Source organism: Amycolatopsis sp. WAC 01376, from assembly GCF_003947415.1.
Lineage (GTDB): Bacteria > Actinomycetota > Actinomycetes > Mycobacteriales > Pseudonocardiaceae > Amycolatopsis.
This window is the reverse complement of record NZ_QHKL01000002.1, coordinates 153,779-170,936: the sequence shown is the minus strand read 5'-3', so window position 1 is coordinate 170,936 and position 17,158 is coordinate 153,779. Positions and strand designations below refer to the sequence as shown.

Annotated in this window: 16 protein-coding genes; 8 read left to right on the top strand and 8 right to left on the bottom strand. The window is 68.2% G+C overall.

The genetic code is table 11. The features are described 5' to 3' along the window. Nucleotides 1–37 precede the first annotated feature (37 nt). Nucleotides 38–1,315 (top strand): aminodeoxychorismate synthase component I, encoded by a 1,278-nt coding sequence (locus tag DMH03_RS10070; RefSeq protein ID WP_125791759.1) that lies wholly within the window; start codon nucleotides 38–40, stop codon nucleotides 1,313–1,315. 1 nt (nucleotide 1,316) lies between these two features. On the opposite strand, the gene DMH03_RS10065 is transcribed toward DMH03_RS10070, so the two are convergent. After that, nucleotides 1,317–2,276: an NADPH:quinone oxidoreductase family protein gene (locus DMH03_RS10065; RefSeq protein WP_125791758.1), complete on the bottom strand. Its 960-nt coding sequence runs from the start codon at nucleotides 2,274–2,276 to the stop codon at nucleotides 1,317–1,319. A 177-nt stretch (nucleotides 2,277–2,453) separates the two neighbouring features. On the opposite strand from DMH03_RS10065, the gene DMH03_RS10060 reads away from it, so the two are divergent. After that, nucleotides 2,454–2,930 (top strand): QsdR family transcriptional regulator, encoded by a 477-nt coding sequence (locus DMH03_RS10060; RefSeq protein WP_233611398.1) that lies wholly within the window; start codon nucleotides 2,454–2,456, stop codon nucleotides 2,928–2,930. Here the strand turns inward: DMH03_RS10060 and rsmI are convergent. Beyond that, nucleotides 2,927–3,763 (bottom strand): 16S rRNA (cytidine(1402)-2'-O)-methyltransferase, encoded by an 837-nt coding sequence (rsmI, locus tag DMH03_RS10055; protein WP_125791756.1) that lies wholly within the window; start codon nucleotides 3,761–3,763, stop codon nucleotides 2,927–2,929. The genes DMH03_RS10060 and rsmI overlap by 4 nt on opposite strands. A gap of 68 nt (nucleotides 3,764–3,831) precedes the next feature. On the opposite strand from rsmI, the gene DMH03_RS10050 reads away from it, so the two are divergent. Next, nucleotides 3,832–5,403 (top strand): dolichyl-phosphate-mannose--protein mannosyltransferase, encoded by a 1,572-nt coding sequence (locus DMH03_RS10050; RefSeq protein ID WP_125791755.1) that lies wholly within the window; start codon nucleotides 3,832–3,834, stop codon nucleotides 5,401–5,403. A gap of 72 nt (nucleotides 5,404–5,475) precedes the next feature. Here the strand turns inward: DMH03_RS10050 and DMH03_RS10045 are convergent, their stop codons facing one another. Continuing rightward, complete coding sequence (locus tag DMH03_RS10045; protein ID WP_233611396.1) at nucleotides 5,476–5,733, bottom strand: hypothetical protein; 258 nt, start codon at nucleotides 5,731–5,733, stop codon at nucleotides 5,476–5,478. 10 nt (nucleotides 5,734–5,743) lie between these two features. On the opposite strand from DMH03_RS10045, the gene DMH03_RS10040 reads away from it, so the two are divergent. After that, a complete protein-coding gene (locus tag DMH03_RS10040) occupies nucleotides 5,744–6,085 on the top strand; it encodes a hypothetical protein (RefSeq protein ID WP_233611394.1) in 342 nt (113 codons plus the stop codon). A gap of 78 nt (nucleotides 6,086–6,163) precedes the next feature. Here DMH03_RS10040 and DMH03_RS10035 read toward each other — a convergent pair whose 3' ends face one another. Then, nucleotides 6,164–7,936, bottom strand: coding sequence for a serine/threonine-protein kinase (locus DMH03_RS10035; protein WP_125791754.1), 1,773 nt, complete (start codon nucleotides 7,934–7,936; stop codon nucleotides 6,164–6,166). 185 nt (nucleotides 7,937–8,121) lie between these two features. On the opposite strand from DMH03_RS10035, the gene DMH03_RS10030 reads away from it, so the two are divergent. Both DMH03_RS10030 and DMH03_RS10025 read left to right on the top strand, forming a co-directional pair. After that, a complete protein-coding gene (locus DMH03_RS10030) occupies nucleotides 8,122–9,993 on the top strand; it encodes a propionyl-CoA synthetase (RefSeq protein ID WP_125791753.1) in 1,872 nt (623 codons plus the stop codon). A 108-nt stretch (nucleotides 9,994–10,101) separates the two neighbouring features. Beyond that, a complete protein-coding gene (locus DMH03_RS10025; RefSeq protein ID WP_125791752.1) occupies nucleotides 10,102–11,682 on the top strand; it encodes a beta-N-acetylhexosaminidase in 1,581 nt (526 codons plus the stop codon). A gap of 55 nt (nucleotides 11,683–11,737) precedes the next feature. On the opposite strand, the gene DMH03_RS10020 is transcribed toward DMH03_RS10025, so the two are convergent. Both DMH03_RS10020 and DMH03_RS10015 read right to left on the bottom strand, forming a co-directional pair. Next, nucleotides 11,738–12,349: a TetR/AcrR family transcriptional regulator gene (locus DMH03_RS10020; protein WP_125791751.1), complete on the bottom strand. Its 612-nt coding sequence runs from the start codon at nucleotides 12,347–12,349 to the stop codon at nucleotides 11,738–11,740. Next, the gene (locus tag DMH03_RS10015; protein ID WP_125791750.1) at nucleotides 12,339–13,034 is read right to left on the bottom strand and encodes an MOSC domain-containing protein; all 696 of its coding nucleotides are present in this window, start codon (nucleotides 13,032–13,034) and stop codon (nucleotides 12,339–12,341) included. Before DMH03_RS10015 ends, DMH03_RS10020 begins: the two co-directional genes overlap by 11 nt. Before the next feature lie 40 nt (nucleotides 13,035–13,074). On the opposite strand from DMH03_RS10015, the gene DMH03_RS10010 reads away from it, so the two are divergent. Further along, complete coding sequence (locus tag DMH03_RS10010) at nucleotides 13,075–13,647, top strand: TIGR03086 family metal-binding protein (protein ID WP_125791749.1); 573 nt, start codon at nucleotides 13,075–13,077, stop codon at nucleotides 13,645–13,647. On the opposite strand, the gene DMH03_RS10005 is transcribed toward DMH03_RS10010, so the two are convergent. Together DMH03_RS10005 and DMH03_RS10000 are read right to left on the bottom strand one after the other, a co-directional pair. Beyond that, complete coding sequence (locus DMH03_RS10005; protein ID WP_125791748.1) at nucleotides 13,601–13,984, bottom strand: DUF779 domain-containing protein; 384 nt, start codon at nucleotides 13,982–13,984, stop codon at nucleotides 13,601–13,603. The two genes, DMH03_RS10010 and DMH03_RS10005, sit on opposite strands and share 47 nt — an antisense overlap. Beyond that, complete coding sequence (locus tag DMH03_RS10000; protein WP_125791747.1) at nucleotides 13,984–15,507, bottom strand: aldehyde dehydrogenase family protein; 1,524 nt, start codon at nucleotides 15,505–15,507, stop codon at nucleotides 13,984–13,986. The genes DMH03_RS10005 and DMH03_RS10000 overlap by 1 nt, the downstream gene beginning before the upstream one ends. Nucleotides 15,508–15,612: 105 nt before the next feature. On the opposite strand from DMH03_RS10000, the gene DMH03_RS09995 reads away from it, so the two are divergent. Then, nucleotides 15,613–17,094 carry a GAF domain-containing protein gene (locus DMH03_RS09995; RefSeq protein ID WP_125791746.1) on the top strand — a complete coding sequence of 494 codons (1,482 nt, stop codon included), beginning with the start codon at nucleotides 15,613–15,615 and terminating at the stop codon, nucleotides 17,092–17,094. The last annotated feature ends 64 nt before the right edge of the window (nucleotides 17,095–17,158 follow it).

Genomic DNA, 17,158 nt, shown 5'->3' with positions numbered 1-17,158 from the left:
GTTGCGTTTCCGGCCACTCGAACGGTGACAATGGCGCGTGCGGTTGATGTGCCGGAGGCTGCGGACGGACGTCGGGCCCGAACGGGCACTGACGGTTCTCGGCGTACGCGCCAGGAACCTCGGGCTCAAGCCGCCTGCCGCGCTTTGCGGAGACTGGTTCTCTTCGCGCGCGGTCATCGCGCTGAGTGCTTCCCTGACTCCCGTCCGGGATGCGGCCGAAGCCTTCGCGATCCCCGCTCGGATGCCTTTCGTTCGTGACGCGGTACCCGGCGCCGTCGGAGGCGGCTGGTTCGGTTACCTGGGTTATGACCTGATCGATCCGTCGGGCCGTTCCGGCGCGCTTCCTCCGGCGGCCTGGGGTTGGGTCGACAGGGTGCTGCGGCTGGACGCGGACGGTTCGTGGTGGTTCGAAGCCCTGGTTCCCGACGGCGACCCGGATCCGGTCGACGAAGTGGTCACCGTGGAATCCGCGCTCGCCGAGGTTCCCGAAGCGCTGACTTGGAGTTCCGGCCCGTTGTCGCGTCCGCTTCCGTCGGAGCACTACGACGCCGTCAAGGCGTGTGTGCACGCGATCGAAGCCGGCGAGCTGTTCCAGGCGAACATCTGCGCACGCTTCAGCGGGGAGTTCACCGGCGATCCGATCGCTTTGTTCGCCGAAGGCACCCGTCGCCTCGGAGCCCGCCGGGCGGCGTTCCTCGGCGGCGACTGGGGCTCGGTCGTCTCGTTCTCTCCTGAACTTTTCCTTGCCAGACAAGGACAACGCGTCCGGTCGACGCCGATCAAGGGCACGCTGCCGCGGAGGGACGCCTCGGACGGACACCTCGCGCAGCGCCTGCGGGAATCCACCAAGGACGTCGCCGAGAACGTGATGATCACCGATCTCGTCCGCAACGACCTCGGCCGGGTTTGCGCCACCGGCACGGTGCGTGTCCCCGAACTGCTCGCGGTCCGGCCCGCGCCGGGCGTCTGGCATCTGGAGTCCACTGTGGAGGGATCGCTCGCCGAAGGGATCGACGACGCGGCCTTGCTCGCGGCCACCTTCCCACCGGGTTCGGTGACGGGCGCGCCGAAGATCCGGGCGCTGGATCTGATAGCCGAGCTGGAACCGGCCGCGCGCGGCGTCTACACGGGCGCGATCGGACTCGCGTCGCCGATCGCCGGGCTGGAACTGAACGTCGCGATCAGAACCTTCGAAATCCACGGAGGCACGATCGAACTGGGAGTCGGCGGCGGGATCACCGCCGACTCCGACAGCGAAGCGGAATGGCAGGAATGCCTGCACAAGTCCGCTCCGCTGGAGCGTCTGCTCGGCTGAGCTACTTGGCAGGGTCCAGCAGGAGCTTGCCCATCGTGCCGCGCGAGCGCAGGGCCTCGTGGGCGGCGCGTGCGTCGGACAGCGCGTACTCGCCGCCGGCGATGGCACGGACCCGGCCCGCGAGGGCCAGTTCGAAAAGCTCGTCGAGCGCGCGACCGAAAACGTTTCCGGGGAGCTTGAAGGCGTGCGGCAGCCACATGCCGGACACGGTGGTGCTGTGCCCGAGGAGATTGCGGGCCTCGATCGGCTTCGGCTGCTCGCGGCTGGCCATGCCGTAGAACGCGAGGCGGCCGAACGGCGCGAGGGCGGCGATGCTCTGGTCCGTGACGGTGCCGCCGGTCATGTCGAGCACGATGTCGACACGCTTGCCACCGTTCGCCTCGCGAAGGGCGTCGGTCATGTTCTCGGCACGGGAATCGATGGCGACGTCGGCGCCGAGTTCGAGAGCGAGGGCACGTTTCTCGTCGCTGCTGGCGGTCGCGATGACCCGGCTCGCTCCCCAGGCTTTCGCGAGCTGCACGGCGATGGAGCCGACCCCGCCCGCGGCCGCGTGCACGACGACGGATTCGCCGGGTTCGAGGTGGGCGGTCTTGCGCAGCAGGAGCGAGGCGGTGGTGCCCTGGACGATGAAGGACAGCGCGGTCAGGTCATCGACGCCGTCGGGCACCTCGAAGCTGGTGACCTCGTCGGCCACCGCGCGCTCGGCGTAGCCGCCGCCCCCGTTGAGCAGCGCGACCACACGCTTGCCGTCGGCGGTCCGGCCGACGACCTCGCCACCGGGCACGAGCGGGAGCTTGCTCGGCGCGAGGTAGGAGTTCTCGGCCTGGTGCGTGTCGGCGTAGTTGACGCCGATCCGGTCGACCTCCACCAGCAGCTGCCCCGGGCCGGGGACGGGATCGGGCAGATCGACGAGGTTGAGCACCTCGGGTCCGCCGAATTCGGTCACCTGTACTGCGCGCATCCGCATCCTCCTCGTCGAGATGAGACATTCTTGCATATGTCTCATCTCTGAGACATGGCGTGATATGTTTCACTCATCGAGACCGCACTAGAACGCCAGCTGACTTCGCCGCGCCCAGACGCTCTGCGCGCGTTCACGATCGCGCGCGCCCGGTTCCTGGAAGGGCGCCGGGTGGACATGGGCGACCTCGCTGGCGAGCTGGGGATCAGCCGCGCCACCCTGCACCGGTGGGTCGGCGGCCGGGATCAGCTGCTCGGCGAGATCCTGTGGTCCATGACCGTGGAGGTCTTCGAAGCGCGTGCTTCGGGCAAACTCGGACGCGGCGCGGCAGGGATCGCGGAGCTCGTCGGCACCTTCGTCCGGACCGTGAACGGCTCGAAACCGTTCCGGGAGTTCCTGCGCAACGAGCCCGAGCGGGCGCTGCGGATCCTGACGACGAAGGCCAGCGTGGTGCAGAGTCGCGCGATCGCGAAAATGCGCGAGTTCCTGGACGAAGAGGTCGAGGCCGGACGGCTCACCCCGCCCTTGCCGGTCGAGGATCTCGCGTACCTGCTGGTGCGGATCGGCGAGTCGTTCATCTACACCGACGTCATCACCGGCGCGGAGCCCGATGCCGCGAAGGCGTATGCGGCCGTGACGGCCTTGCTGTCCTAGCTCTTACGGGAGGCGAGCACGGCGTCGTAAAGCTCCTTCTTCGACACGCCTGTCGCTTCGGCGACTTCGGCGGCGGCGGACTTGAGGCGTTCACCGGCCGCGACCCGCGACGAGACTTCCGAGACCAGGTCCTCGACGCTCACCGAACGCGGCGGCGCACCCGAGAGAACGACGGTGATCTCGCCCTTGACCCCGTCGGCGGCCCAGGCGGCCAACTCCGGCAGATTGCCGCGTTTGACCTCTTCGTAGGTTTTGGTCAGTTCGCGGCACACGGCGGCTCGACGGTCGGAACCCAGGACTGCGACGACGGCGGCGAGCGTGCTCGCGAGGCGATGCGGAGACTCGAAGAACACTGCCGTGCGGGGCTCGTCCTTCAGCGAACCGAGCCATTTCGCACGTTCACCGGGTTTACGCGGGGCGAAACCTTCGAAACAGAAACGGTCACACGGCAGGCCGGACAGCGCGAGCGCCGTGGTCACCGCGGACGGGCCGGGAAGGCAGGTCACCGGCACGTCCGCTTCGACACAGGCCGCCACCAGGCGGAATCCGGGATCCGAGACGCTCGGCATGCCGGCGTCGGTCACCAAGACCACCGTTTCGCCCGACTTGAGCGATTCAAGCAGTTTCGGCAAGCGTGCGGTCTCGACGTCCTCGTAGAAGCTGACCACGCGGCCGACCGGCGAAACGGCGAGGGCGGCGGTGAGGGAGCGCAGGCGACGGGTGTCCTCCGCGGCGATCACGTCGGCCGTCGCGAGAGCTTCGGACAGGCGCGGCGAAGCGTCGCGGACGTCTCCGAGCGGGGTGGCTGCCAGCACGAGGCGTCCTTCGGTCATTCCCGAAGGTTAACCGGTTCGCAGATCCGGACACCGAGTTCACTCTTCCGCCCGTAGGATCATGCCCCGTGACCGCACTGCTGACCCGTGACAACGAGAGCGTGCGGCCGGATCCGGTCGACGCGTTCCGGCCACCGAGCGATCGGGAGGCCTCACTCCTCGGCCGCGGCATGCCGACCGATCGCCTGCGCGGCTGGGTCGTCACGCTGGTGCTGACGCTCATCGGCGGCATCGTCCGGATCCAGAATCTGGGAACGCCCACGGACAAGGGCACGCCGGTCTTCGACGAGAAGCACTACGTCCCGCAAGCGTGGCAGATGCTGCGCAACGGCGGTTACGAAGACAACTACGGCTACGAACTGATCGTGCACCCGCCGCTGGCGAAACATCTCATCGCGATCGGCGAGTGGCTGTTCGGCTACAACGCCTGGGGCTGGCGGATCATGCCCGCGCTGGCGGGCACGCTGATCGTGTTCCTCACCATCCGGATCGCCCGGCGGCTCACCCGTTCCACCCTGCTCGGCGCGGTCGCCGGGATCCTGGTGATCAGCGACGGCGTCCTGCACCTGCAGTCACGCATGGGCATGCTCGACATCTTCATCGCGTTGTTCGTGCTCGCCGCGTTCGCCTGCGTGCTGTGCGACCGCGACCAGGTGCGGCAGCGGCTCGCCGTGGCCGTCCGCGAAGGCTGGATCGACGAATCCCGGTTCGGCCCGAAGCTGGGTTTCCGGTGGTGGCGGTTCGCCGGCGGCCTGATGATCGGGCTGACCTTCGGCGTCAAGTGGTCGGCGCTCTACTACATCGCCGCGTTCGGACTGCTCACCGTGTTCTTCGACGTGGCCGCGCGCCGGGCCGCCGGCGTGCAGCGGCCTTGGGTCGGCACGCTGCGCCGCGACGTGCTGCCCGCGCTGTGGGCGATCGTCGTCATCCCGATCCTGGTGTACTTCGCCTGTTACTGGGCTTGGTTCGCGAGCGAGACCGCGACCGACCGCAACTACGTGGCGATCAAGGACATCGATCCCGGTTTCTGGGCGTGGATGCCGCCCGCGTTGCGGTCGCTCGGCGACTATTCGATGAACGTCCTCGACTTCCACGCGAACCTGGTGACTCCCAAGGACAAACCGCATCCATGGGAGTCGAAGCCGTGGACCTGGCCGATGGGGCTGCGGCCGATGCTCTACGCGTACGCGGGTGGCACCGACGCGACCGGATGCGGCGAGTCGACCTGTGTGCGGGCGACGATGCTGATCGGGACGCCGGCGATGTGGTGGCTGGCGCTGCCGATGCTCGGCTGGAGCGTGTGGCGGTCGGTCTTCCGCGCGGACTGGCGCTACGCCGCCGTGCTCGTCGGCTACCTGGCCGGGTTCCTGCCCTGGTTCACCAACCTCGACCGCCAGATGTACTACTTCTACGCGACGCCGCTGGCGCCGTTCCTGATACTCGGGTTGACGCTGATCCTCGGGCACATCCTCGGCGGCGCGAAACGCGGATTCGAACGCCGGGGCACCGGCATGCTCGTCGTCGCCCTCTACGTGGGGCTCGTCGTGGCCAATTTCGCCTGGTTGTGGCCGATCCTCAACGGCAACGCGATCACCAACGAGCACTGGAACGCCGAACTGTGGCTGCCGTCCTGGAAGTGATCCTCAGCTGTCCTGCGGCCTGGATCGCAGGCTGACTTTCCCGATTCAAGTGTGACACTTGGACGGGAGTTGTTACTCTCCCCTGGTCAACAGCAGTCCGACAGGGGGCATCATGACGATCCGACCGCTCGGAGCGGCCTGCGCGGCCGCGGCCTTGTTCTTGATCGCGGGCTGCGAAGAGCAGACACCGGGGACCGCGTCGCCGCAGACTTCGGCCGTTCCGAGCACTTCCGAAGCCCCGAGTAGCAGCTCGAGCGCGCCTACGCCGACTACGCGCGCCAGCGCTACAGCCCCTTCGGCGACCGCCGGGACGGTCACCAAGCCCGCCACCGGCGGGGCGGTGGCTCACACGCTGGACGGCGCCGCGAGCGTGATGGAGGAGTTCCATCACGCGCTGGGCGCCAAAGACCTGGACACCGTGTGCCGGATTTCAGCGCCCGCCTACGACGGCGGGATGAAGGAGTGCCGCAGCCTCACGCCGATGTTGTTCGAGATGTTCACGCCCGCGGATCTGAAGAACCTGAAAGCCACGCGGGTCGACCGCGCGAAGGTGAAGAGCCAGGGGCCCGACCAAGTGACCATCCCGCCCAACGCGATCGCGCCGAAGGCGACGATCATGGACGGGGATCCCAAGATCTTCACCATGGGCTGGCGCGGCGGGACCTGGGTCATCATCGAGTAGGAGAGCAAGGGACCTTTGCTGGCGTTCGTTAGCACACTAACTAACGCTAGCAAAGGTCCCTTGCTCTCTTTTCGCAGGTCAGCGCGGTGGGCGCTGGGGCTGCGGCTGCTGGTGGGGCTGCGGTTGCGACTGCGGAGGGCGGCGCGGGACGATCTGGGTGACCGGGCCGTCCGGCGACTTGCCCGCGCGAGCGAGCCAGCCTTCGACGTCGCGCCGCACGGCGCTGAGCGTCGGACGGCGGCGAGGCTCCTGGTCCAGCGAAGCGATGAGGATCCGCGCGTGCGCGCTGCGGTTCGGCAGCTTCGACACCGGTTCGGCACGGGCGGCGGCCATCAGCGCGGCCATCGGGGTCTCCCGGGTGCCGCGCGGAGGCTGGCCCGACAGCGCGTAGCTGACCGTCGCGGCGAGCTGCCAAGCGTCCGAAGCCGGGCTCGCCGCAGAGCCCATCGCCTGCTCGGGAGCGACGAAGTCCGGCGTGCCGATCATCATCCCGGTCGCGGTCATCTTCGAGTCACCCTGGCTGCGGGCGATGCCGAAGTCGATGAGGTGAGCGAGCCCGTTGCGGTCGAGGATGATGTTCGACGGCTTCAGGTCCCGGTGCAGCACACCCTTCTCGTGCGCCGCGGCGAGCGCGCCCGCCATGGTCGACCAGAGCCGTCCGGCGGCGATGTCGTCGAGCGGCCCCTGCGAGTCGACGATCTCGGCAAGCGAGCGCCCTTCGAGGTACTCCATGACCAGCGCGAGACCGTCGGGTTCCTCGACGAGGTCGTACACCTTGACGCAGTTGGGGTGGTTCACCACGGCCAGCGCCCTGGCCTCGCGCTGCATCCGCTCTTCGGTGTCCCGGTCCGGCGCGTGCGCGATCTTAAGCGCGACCGTGCGGTTGAGCTGCGTGTCGACGGCTTCCCACACGGTGCCGAAGCCGCCGTGGCCGAGCCGCCGGACGCGCTTGTAGCGGCCGCCGCCGGAGTTGCGGGAACCCGGAGGTGCCGGAACCGGTCCGGGGACCGCAGCCAGCGCGGGAGGTTCGGGCGCCTGCGCCAGCGCGGTCGCCGGGTACTGCTTGGCGGGCGGGGGCGGCAGCTGCTGCTGCGGTTTCGGAGCGGGCGGCTCCGGGCGGTACGGCTCGACCTTCTGCCGGGGCTGAGGGTCCGGCCGGTTGATCACCGACCACGGCGGCGGGCCGACCAGCGCGACCGGGATCAGCCCCAGCACGCTGAACGGCAGGAACCCGAGCCAGAAGTGCAAGGCGGTGTTCGCGCCCATGCCGATGCTCGCCAGCACCATCAGCACGAACGGGATCCAGAAGAACCGCGAAGGCCACTTCGGTCCGCGGCGGAACGCGGTCCGCGCCTGCAGCATCACGAAGAGCAGCGACAGCGCGGGCAACCCGACCAGCAGGATCAGGTAGAAGATGTAGCTCAGCTGCATCCCGCTCGGATAGAACAGGACCTCGTACACGTTCTGGCCGCGACCGAGGTACTCGCTCTGCGCGCCGATCAGCGGGCTGTAGTCGGAGTTGAAGGTCGACAGGTCGCCGGCGGAGAAGCCGGACTTACCGCCCGACTTCGACGACGCGGCCTCCTGGTAGACCTGTGAAACACCGGTGGCCAGCAGCCACGGCAGCAGGAAGACGGCGACGACGCCGATCCCGCCGAAGATGGACAGGGTCACCATGTCGTAGCGATTGCCGGTGCCTTTGCGGATGATCGCGACGACCATCGCTCCCAGTGCGGGCAGCAGCGCGACCAGCGCTCCCGCGGTGCTCGTCGCCCACACCCAGTCCCCTGGCCAGATCCCTGGCCCGAACAGGCTGTGTGCGAACGAAAGCAGCGCGCTCGCTAGTCCCATGGACCCTGCTCCCCTCGCTCGTCGAGGCCGTTTCCGGCCTTTTTACCCCTAGTCCAGCTTAGGACGCTCCATGCGCGCACAGGGTTGCCGGGTTGTCGCGGGCGTCTCCCCGCCGTTATCACCGGGCATCGACATGGCCGGAAGTCCATGATGGGGTCCGGTACCCGAGCGCGAAGGAGCATTCGATGCACGCCGAGACGTATCAGCGGAGCCTCGAAGACCCGGAGGGTTTCTGGCTCGAAGCCGCACAGGCGATCGACTGGACCCGTCCGCCGACGCAGGCCCTCGACGCGTCGAGGGCGCCCTTCTACCGCTGGTTCCCGGACGGGGAGCTGAACACGGCGTTCAACGCGCTCGACCGGCATGTCCGCGACGGCCGCGGCGAGCAGACCGCGCTGATCTGGGATTCTCCCGTCACCGATTCGGTACGCCGGTTCACCTACGCGGAACTACTGGACGACGTCGCGCGCTTCGCCGGTGCGCTCGCGTCTCTCGGTGTCGGGAAGGGCGACCGCGTCATCGTGTACATGCCGATGGTCCCCGAGGCCGCGGTCGCGATGCTCGCGTGCGCCCGGCTCGGCGCGGTGCACTCGGTGGTGTTCGGCGGGTTCGCGCCGAAGGAGCTGGCGGCGCGGATCGAGGACGCGAAACCCAAGGTCATCGTGGCCGCCTCGTGCGGGATCGAGCCGGCGCGGGTCGTCGAATACAAGCCGATCATCGACGAGGCGCTCGCGGGAACCGCCCATCAGCCGGACAAAGTCGTGGTGCTGCAGCGGGAGCGTGCTCGCGCCGAGATGGGAGCGCGCGACGCGGACTGGACCGAACTGGTCGCGAAGGCCTCCCCCGCCGACCCGGTGCCGGTCGCCGCCACCGATCCGCTGTACATCCTGTACACCTCCGGCACCACGGGGAAGCCGAAGGGCGTCGTGCGCGACACCGGCGGGCACGCGGTCGCGCTGGCCTGGTCGATGGGCGCGATCTACGACATCGGGCCCGGTGACGTGTGGTGGACGGCGTCCGACGTCGGCTGGGTCGTCGGCCATTCCTACATCGTGTACGCGCCGCTCCTCATCGGGGCGACGTCGGTCATGTACGAGGGCAAACCGGTCGGGACCCCGGACGCCGGCGCGTTCTGGCGGGTCATCGCCGACCACGGGGTGAAGGCGTTGTTCACCGCGCCGACGGCGCTGCGGGCGATCAAGAAGGTCGACCCTGACGCGGCCGAAATCGAGAAATACCAGCTCAGCGAGTTCAAGACGTTGTTCATGGCCGGTGAACGGCTCGATCCGGAGACCTATCACTGGGCGCACGACAAGCTCGGCGTGCCGGTGATCGACCACTGGTGGCAGACCGAGACCGGCTGGCCGATCGCGGCGAACCCGCGTGGGCTGGAGCCGATGCCGGTCAAACCCGGTTCCGCGACGAAACCGGTGCCGGGCTGGGACGTGCGGATCCTGGACCAGGCGGGCGACCCGCTCCCGGCCGGCCGGGAAGGCGCCATCGCCATCAAGCTGCCGCTCCCGCCGGGATCGCTGCCCACGTTGTGGCAGGACGACGAGCGGTACCGCGAGGCGTACCTTTCGCGGTACGACGGCCACTACCTGACGGGTGACTCCGGGTACGTCGACGAAGACGGCTATCTGTTCGTCATGGGCCGCACCGACGACGTCATCAACGTCGCGGGCCACCGGCTTTCGACCGGTTCGATGGAGGCCGTACTCGCCTCCCACCCCGCCGTCGCCGAATGCGCGGTGATCGGCGTCCGGGACCAGCTCAAGGGGCAGCTTCCGCGCGGGTTCGTGGTGCTGAAGTCGGGTGTGGATTTCGACGCCGAAACACTCAAATCCGAATTGGTCGCGCTGGTGCGGCGCGACATCGGGCCGGTCGCGGCGTTCCGTGACGTGTCCATTGTGGACGCGTTGCCGAAGACGCGCTCCGGGAAAATCCTGCGCAAGACCATGCGCGGGATCGCCGACGGCCGCGACGAGCAGGTGCCCTCGACCATCGAAGACGCGAGCGTTCTCGATGCCTTGAAAGCGGTCCTGCGCGGCGGGTGACCGGTGATCGGCACGGCGTACTGGTCCGATCGGGTGTTGTCGTGTTTGCCCTATTGGTCTATACCTCTATGAGCAGAGAGTCTCCAGGTACCCGACCGGAGGTGCTCCATGAGTAAACGCCTGTCCAGAACCGTGCTCGGCGTGGCCGTCCTGAGTCTCGTGACGTTCGGCCTGCCCGCGACGGCGAGCGCGGGACAGCACGCGAAAGCCGAACGGACCGTCGCCGAGGTCGTCCCCGCGCCTGTCGACGCGAAGCCCGATCCTCGCGCGAACTTCCGGCTCAACCCCGCCACCGTCATCCGCACCGACCGCGAAGGCAAGCAGGTCGCCGAGTACCTGGCCGGGCTTCTCCGGCCGGCCACCGGCTACCGGTTGCCCGTCGTCACCGGCCACCGCGGCGGCGGCCCGGCCATCTCCCTCGAAACCGGTCGCGCGAGCGACCGGGTCGGCACCGAGGGCTACCAGCTCAAGGTCTCCTCTTCCGGCGTGACCCTGAAGGCGAACACCGACGAGGGCCTGTTCCTCGGAGTGCAGACACTGCGCCAGCTGTTCCCGTCGGCGATCGAGGCGAAGACCGTCCAGAAGCGGTCATGGGTGGTTTCGGGCGGCACCGTGCTCGACTATCCGCGCTTCGGCTACCGCGGGGCGATGCTCGACGTCGCCCGGCACTTCTTCACGCCGGCGCAGGTCAAGCTCTACATCGACCAGATCGCGCAGTACAAGATCAACACGCTCCACCTGCACCTGAGCGACGACCAGGGCTGGCGGATCGAGATCAAGAGCTGGCCGAAGCTGGCGACCGTTGGCGGGCAGACGGCCGTCGGCGGCGCCCCCGGCGGGTACTACACGCAGGAGCAGTACAAGGACCTGGTGCGCTACGCGGCTTCGCGGCACATCACGATCGTTCCCGAAATCGACATGCCGGGGCACACGAACGCGGCCCAGCACTCCTACGCCGAACTGAACTGCGACGGGGTCGCGGTGCCGCCGCGCACCGACATCGAGGTCGGCTACAGCTCGCTGTGCATCAACAAGGACATCACCTACAAGTTCGTCGACGACGTCATCCGCGAACTCTCGGCGATCACCCCTGGGAAGTACATCAACATCGGCGGCGACGAGGCCCACTCGACCACCCCGGCGGACTACCAGACCTTCGCCACGAAGGTGCATCCGATCGTCGCGAAGTACGGCAAGACGATCACCGGCTGGCACGACATCGCCAAAACGAAACCGCCGGTTTCGGCCGTTCCGCAGTTCTGGGGCACGACCGGCACGGACGCCAACGTGGCCGAGGCCGCGGCGCGCGGCAACAAGATCCTGATGTCGCCCGCGAACAAGGCGTACCTCGACATGAAGTACCACCCGCAGACCCCGCTCGGGCTGAGCTGGGCCGGGCTGATCGAGGTCAAGACCGGTTACGACTGGGATCCGGCCACGTATCTGCAGGGCGTGTCGGAGAAGAACGTCATCGGCGTCGAGGCGCCGCTGTGGTCGGAAACGCTGATCACCAGTGACAACATCGAGTTCATGGCGTTCCCGAGGCTGCCGGGGCACGCCGAGATCGGCTGGTCACCGAAGGCTTCCCGGACTTGGGACGCGTATCGGCTCCGGCTGGCGAAGCAGAGCCCGCGGTGGGTTCAGCAGGGGATCGACTTCTACCGGTCCACGCAGGTCGACTGGAAGTAGTTCCCGAGTGTCATGAAAGGGTCGTTCAGGACGAAAAATGTCCTGAACGACCCTTTCATGACACGGCCGCGGCGTCGAGGCGGGCGGTGATCGCGGCGCGAGCCAGCGCGTAGGGCTCCGTGCCGCCGAACATCACCGAATCGGCGTTCGCGGCCCGGCCGAGCGCGTGGAGTTCGAAGGCCAGCCGGTTCACATCGACGGACTCCCGCAGGTCCCCCGCCTTCCGCGCCTCGACGACAGTCGACCGGATGAACTGGGCGAAGCCCCGGCTCGCCTTCGCGACCGCGTCGTGGACCCGGCCGGTGCGCGCGTCGAACTCGGCGCCGGCGTTGAAGAAGAAACAACCGCCCGGGAAGACGCGACGTTCCGAGTAGTCGAGCCAGTTCGCGCACAGCGCGCGCAGCCGGGCGATGCCCTGCTCGACCTCCAGTGTCGGCTCGACGACGTTTTCCGCGAAGATCGCGCTCGCCGTCTCGACCGCCGCGAGCTGCAGTTCCTCCTTGGAACCGAACAGCGCGAACACCCCGGATTTGCTCAGTTCCAGCTCGGTGGCGAGCCTGCCGAGTGACAACCCGTCGAGTCCTTCGACGGACGCGATGTCGACGGCGCGCCGGAGCACGATCCGCCTCGTCGCGTCGCCGCGGGCCACCCGGCCGTCAACCGGCATTCCGTTCCTCTCGCCGCCGTTTCGCCGATTCCAGGCCGTCACGGTACTGCCGGGAAAGCGCCGGTGCCGCGAGCACCCGGTCCAGCAGCGCCCAGTACGCGTCCTGGCGGTCGTCGTCCAGCTGGGCGACGTTGGTGAACGACGCGACGTACACCTCGGCGATCGTCGGGTTCACCGGATCGCGTTCTTCGAGCGTCATCCGTCCCGAGGTGGGGACCTCGCCCGTCCGAAGCACGCGCAGGTACCAGCCGCTGCGGCCGGAGTCGATCATCGCCGGGATGACGTCCTTGCGCCCGGTCTTCATCGCGAGTTTGAAACACGGCGTCCGCGGCTGAGAGACCTGGACCAGCGCCTCTCCCCAAGCCCAGACATCGCCGACGCGCACGTCGTACTCATCGGCGCCGGTCACCGACGCGTTCTCCCCGAAATCGCCCGCGACCACCGGAAAACCCTGCTCCGACCAGGCCGCGTAGTGCGTCGAAGGGTAGACGTAAACCGCTTTGTCGACGCCACCGTGGACACTCCGGTCGGCCTGATCGTCACCGGCCAGATTGATCTCGTCCAGCTTCAAGAACGGCGTCTCCACCCGCGATTTCGCAATGGCGCTGTACACCGGGACGTCGCGCTTCGTGCCCAGCACGGACGGCCGCCCGACGAAGACTTCGTTCACCTCAAGTGTGCTCACACCCTAGAAGATAGCACGATCGTTCGTATACTTTGACTCCATGGACTTTCTCGCACTCACGACCCGGGCACATCACGCCACCGGAACCACGATCGCCGGAATCGGCGCGGACGACTGGGACCGCTCGACCCCCTGCGCCGAATGGACCGTCCGCGACATCGTGAAACACCTTATCGACAACAACGAGCACCGCGCCGCGCAGGCGACAGGCCTTCCCAGGAAGACCCGGCCGACGGCGGACGGCGACCTCGCCACGTCCTATGAAGAGAGTTCCGCCGAGTTCCTCGCGGCCTTCGGCGGCCCGGCGCTCGAAAAGACCTTCGACTTCGGGAACTTCGGTCCGCTCCCCGGCAAGAACGCCTTGGCCGTGCTGTTCGTCGACACGCTCACCCACGACTGGGACCTCAATACCGCCCTCGGCCGTGAACACCGCTGGGACGACGAACTCGCGTCTGCCGCACTCAAGGTGGCGAGCCGCTACCCCGACGTGCTGCCGGTACGCGGGCCCGGCGGCGCCTTCGACCACGCTGTCGAGGCACCGCCGGGCGCCACGCCGGGCGACCGGCTCATCGCGTTGCTGGGCCGTTCAGCTCAGCCGACTCTTCGTCACTGAACAGCCGGGAGCGGACCAGGAAGCGGACTCCTTCGGGCGCCTCCAAGGAGAATCCGCTCCCCCGGCCCGGAACGACGTCGATGGTCAGATGCGTGTGCTTCCAGTACTCGAATTGGGGGCCCGACATCCACACCGGAACGTCGTCGATGTCCTCGACGCTCAGGTCACCAAGGTGGACATCGGCCGCCCCGGTGCGGAATTCGCCTGCCGGGTAACACATCGGGGCGCTCCCGTCGCAGCACCCGCCGGACTGGTGGAACATCACCGGCCCATGGAGTGACACCAACCGCCGCAGAAGATCCGCGGCGGCCGGTGTCAAGCCGACCCGCTCGGCCATCAGAAGAACCCGAGCGCACTGTCCGAATAGGACACCAGCATGTTCTTGGTCTGCTGGTAGTGGTCCAGCATCATCTTGTGGTTCTCGCGCCCGATGCCGGACGCCTTGTAGCCGCCGAAGGCCGCGTGCGCCGGGTAGGCGTGGTAGTTGTTGACCCAAACCCGGCCCGCCTGGATGTCGCGGCCGGCGCGGTAGGCGGTGTTGCCGTCACGCGACCAGACACCGGCGCCGAGGCCGTACAGCGTGTCGTTGGCGATCTTCAGCGCGTCGGCGTAGTCGTCGAACCTGGCCACCGAGACGACCGGGCCGAAGATCTCCTCCTGGAAGATCCGCATCTTGTTGTCGCCTTCGAACACCGTCGGCTGCACGTAGTACCCGCCGGACAGTTCGCCGCCGAGGTCGCTGCGCTCGCCGCCGGTGAGGATCTTCGCGCCTTCCTTCTGGCCGATGTCGATGTAGGAAAGGATCTTCTCCAGCTGGTCGTTGGAGGCCTGCGCGCCGATCTGCGTCTCGGTGTCGAGCGGATGGCCCTGCTTGATCTTCTTGACCCGCTCGACGGCGTCGCCGAGGAACCGGTCGTAGATGCCGGACTGGATCAGCGCCCGCGACGGGCAGGTGCAGACCTCGCCCTGGTTCAGCGCGAAGAGCGCGAAACCTTCCTGCGCCTTGTCGTAGAACGCGTCGTTGGCCGCGGCGACGTCGTCGAAGAAGATGTTCGGGCTCTTGCCGCCGAGTTCGACGGTGACCGGGATGATGTTCTCGCTGGCGTACTGCAGGATCAGCCGTCCGGTGGTGGTTTCGCCGGTGAACGCGACCTTCCGCACACGGTTGCTCGACGCGAGCGGCTTGCCGGCCTCGACGCCGAAACCGTTGACGATGTTCAGCACGCCCGGCGGGATCAGGTCGCCGATGAGCGACATCAGCAGGTGGATCGACGCCGGGGTCTGCTCGGCGGGTTTGAGCACGATCGCGTTGCCGGCGGCGAGCGCGGGCGCGAGCTTCCAGACCGCCATGAGCAGCGGGAAGTTCCACGGGATGATCTGGCCGACGACGCCGAGCGGCTCGTGGAAGTGGTAGGCGACGGTGTTGTCGTCGATCTGGGAGATGCCGCCCTCCTGAGCACGCAGGGCGCCGGCGAAGTAGCGGAAGTGGTCGATCGCGAGGGGGATGTCGGCGGCGAGGGTCTCGCGGACCGGTTTGCCGTTCTCCCACGATTCGGCGACGGCGATCGCTTCGAGGTTCTGTTCCATCCGGTCGGCGATCCGCAGCAGCACGTTCGACCGCTCGTCCACCGACGTCCGGCCCCAGGCCGCGGCCGCGCCTTCGGCCGCGTCGAGCGCGCGGTCGACGTCGGCGGCGGTACCGCGGGCGATCTCGGTGAACACCTGTCCGGTCACCGGGGTCGGGTTCTCGAAGTACTGACCGCTCGCGGGCGGTACGTACTCGCCTCCGATGTAGTGGTCGTAGCGCGACTCGTAGCTGACGACGCTGCCTTCGGTGTTCGGTGCCGCGTACTTGGCCATCTTTCCTGCCTCATCGCTAGGGGTGACGGATGGCGGTGAAGCTAGGCCGGGTGAGGTTGCACGCACGTTGCAACGAAGTGAGCGCGGTCACCTATCCTCGAAAACGTGGCGGAGCTGCCCGGAGGTGAAGCGTCGCCGCGTGACCCTCAGGCGTACGCGCGGCTGCTGAAGGACGTCCACGACGCCGTCCTCTCCGGTGTCCCCGCGCCGCGTTCCCCCAGGTCGATCGTGTCGGCTTCGTGGAATCGCTCGCTCGCCGCGCGCGTCGACCCGGACAAGGGCGTCGCGCCACTGGTCTACGACTCCGGCGAAGTGCACGGGCTGCGCGACGAGCATCCGCTGGCTCCGGTGCTGCCGATCCTGCGGCAGACGCTGGTGAGCATCGCCGACGACGCCGAGCACATGATGATCGTGACCGACGCGGCCGGGCACATCCTGTGGCGTGAGGGCGCGGCGGGCGTGCTGCGGCGCGCGGACGGCGTGATGCTCGCCGAAGGCACCCGGTGGAGTGAAGACGTCATCGGGACGAACGCGATGGGCACCACGCTCGCCACCGGGGAACCGGTGCAGATCTACTCGGCCGAGCATCTGGTGCGGACCTATCACGGCTGGACTTGCGCGGCGGCGCCCGTGCGCGATCCGGAGACCGGCGCGCTGCTCGGGTCGATCGACGTCAGCGGTCCGCTGAGGACGGTCCATCCCGCGATGCTCGCGCTGGTGACGGCGGCCGCGCAGCTCGCCGAAGGCCAGTTACGGGCGCGGTTGGCGATGCGTGACGAACGGCTGCGGGCCGCGAACATGACTCACCTGGAAGCGTTACGCGGCGCGCCGGGAGCCCTGCTGTCGGCGAAGGGTCGCGTGCTGGCGGCCGAAGCCTGCGGCGATCTTCCCTCCACTGTGGACATCCGGCCCGGCGGCGGGCCGCTGACCCTGCCCGACGGACGGCTCGGCACGGTGGAGCCGTTGAGCGAGGGCTACCTGCTGCGCCTCCGGAACCGGGTTCCGCCGAGGCGCCCCCGGCTCGCGCTGGAGTTCCTCACCGACGGGCCGCCATCGACCACAGTGGACGGTCGTGAGGTGCCGTTCACCTTGCGACACGCGGAGATCCTCACTCTGCTCGCCCTGAATCCGGGCGGCCTTTCGGCGGAACGGCTGGCCTTGCTGCTCTACGGCGAGAGCGGCAACCCGGTGACCGTGCGCGCGGAGATCCACCGGCTGCGGACGCAACTCGGGTCGGACATCGTGCAGACGCGGCCGTACCGGCTTTCCGCCGAGGTGGACGCCGACTTCCTGCGGGTCCGCGCGGCGCTCAGGACGGGCGACGTCCTCGGCGCCGCGAAAGCGTTCCGCGGTCCGCTGCTGCCCGAATCGGAGTCGCCCGCCGTGCGCGAGGAGCGCGAGTCGGTCACCGCGTCGGTCCGCCGCGTCGTGCTCGGCAGCGGGGACGCGACGGCGCTGTGGTCGTACTGGGAGACGCCGTGCGGCGCCGACGACCTGGAGATCGTCGACGCGCTGTGCCGGGTGCTCCCGGACGGCGATCCGCGGCGTGCCGTCGCCTTCACCCACCGTGCTCGTCTGGAGCACTGAGTAGACAGCGTCTACATCAGTTTGATAGACAGTGTCTACAAGGTGAACTCGCGGTTACGGAGAT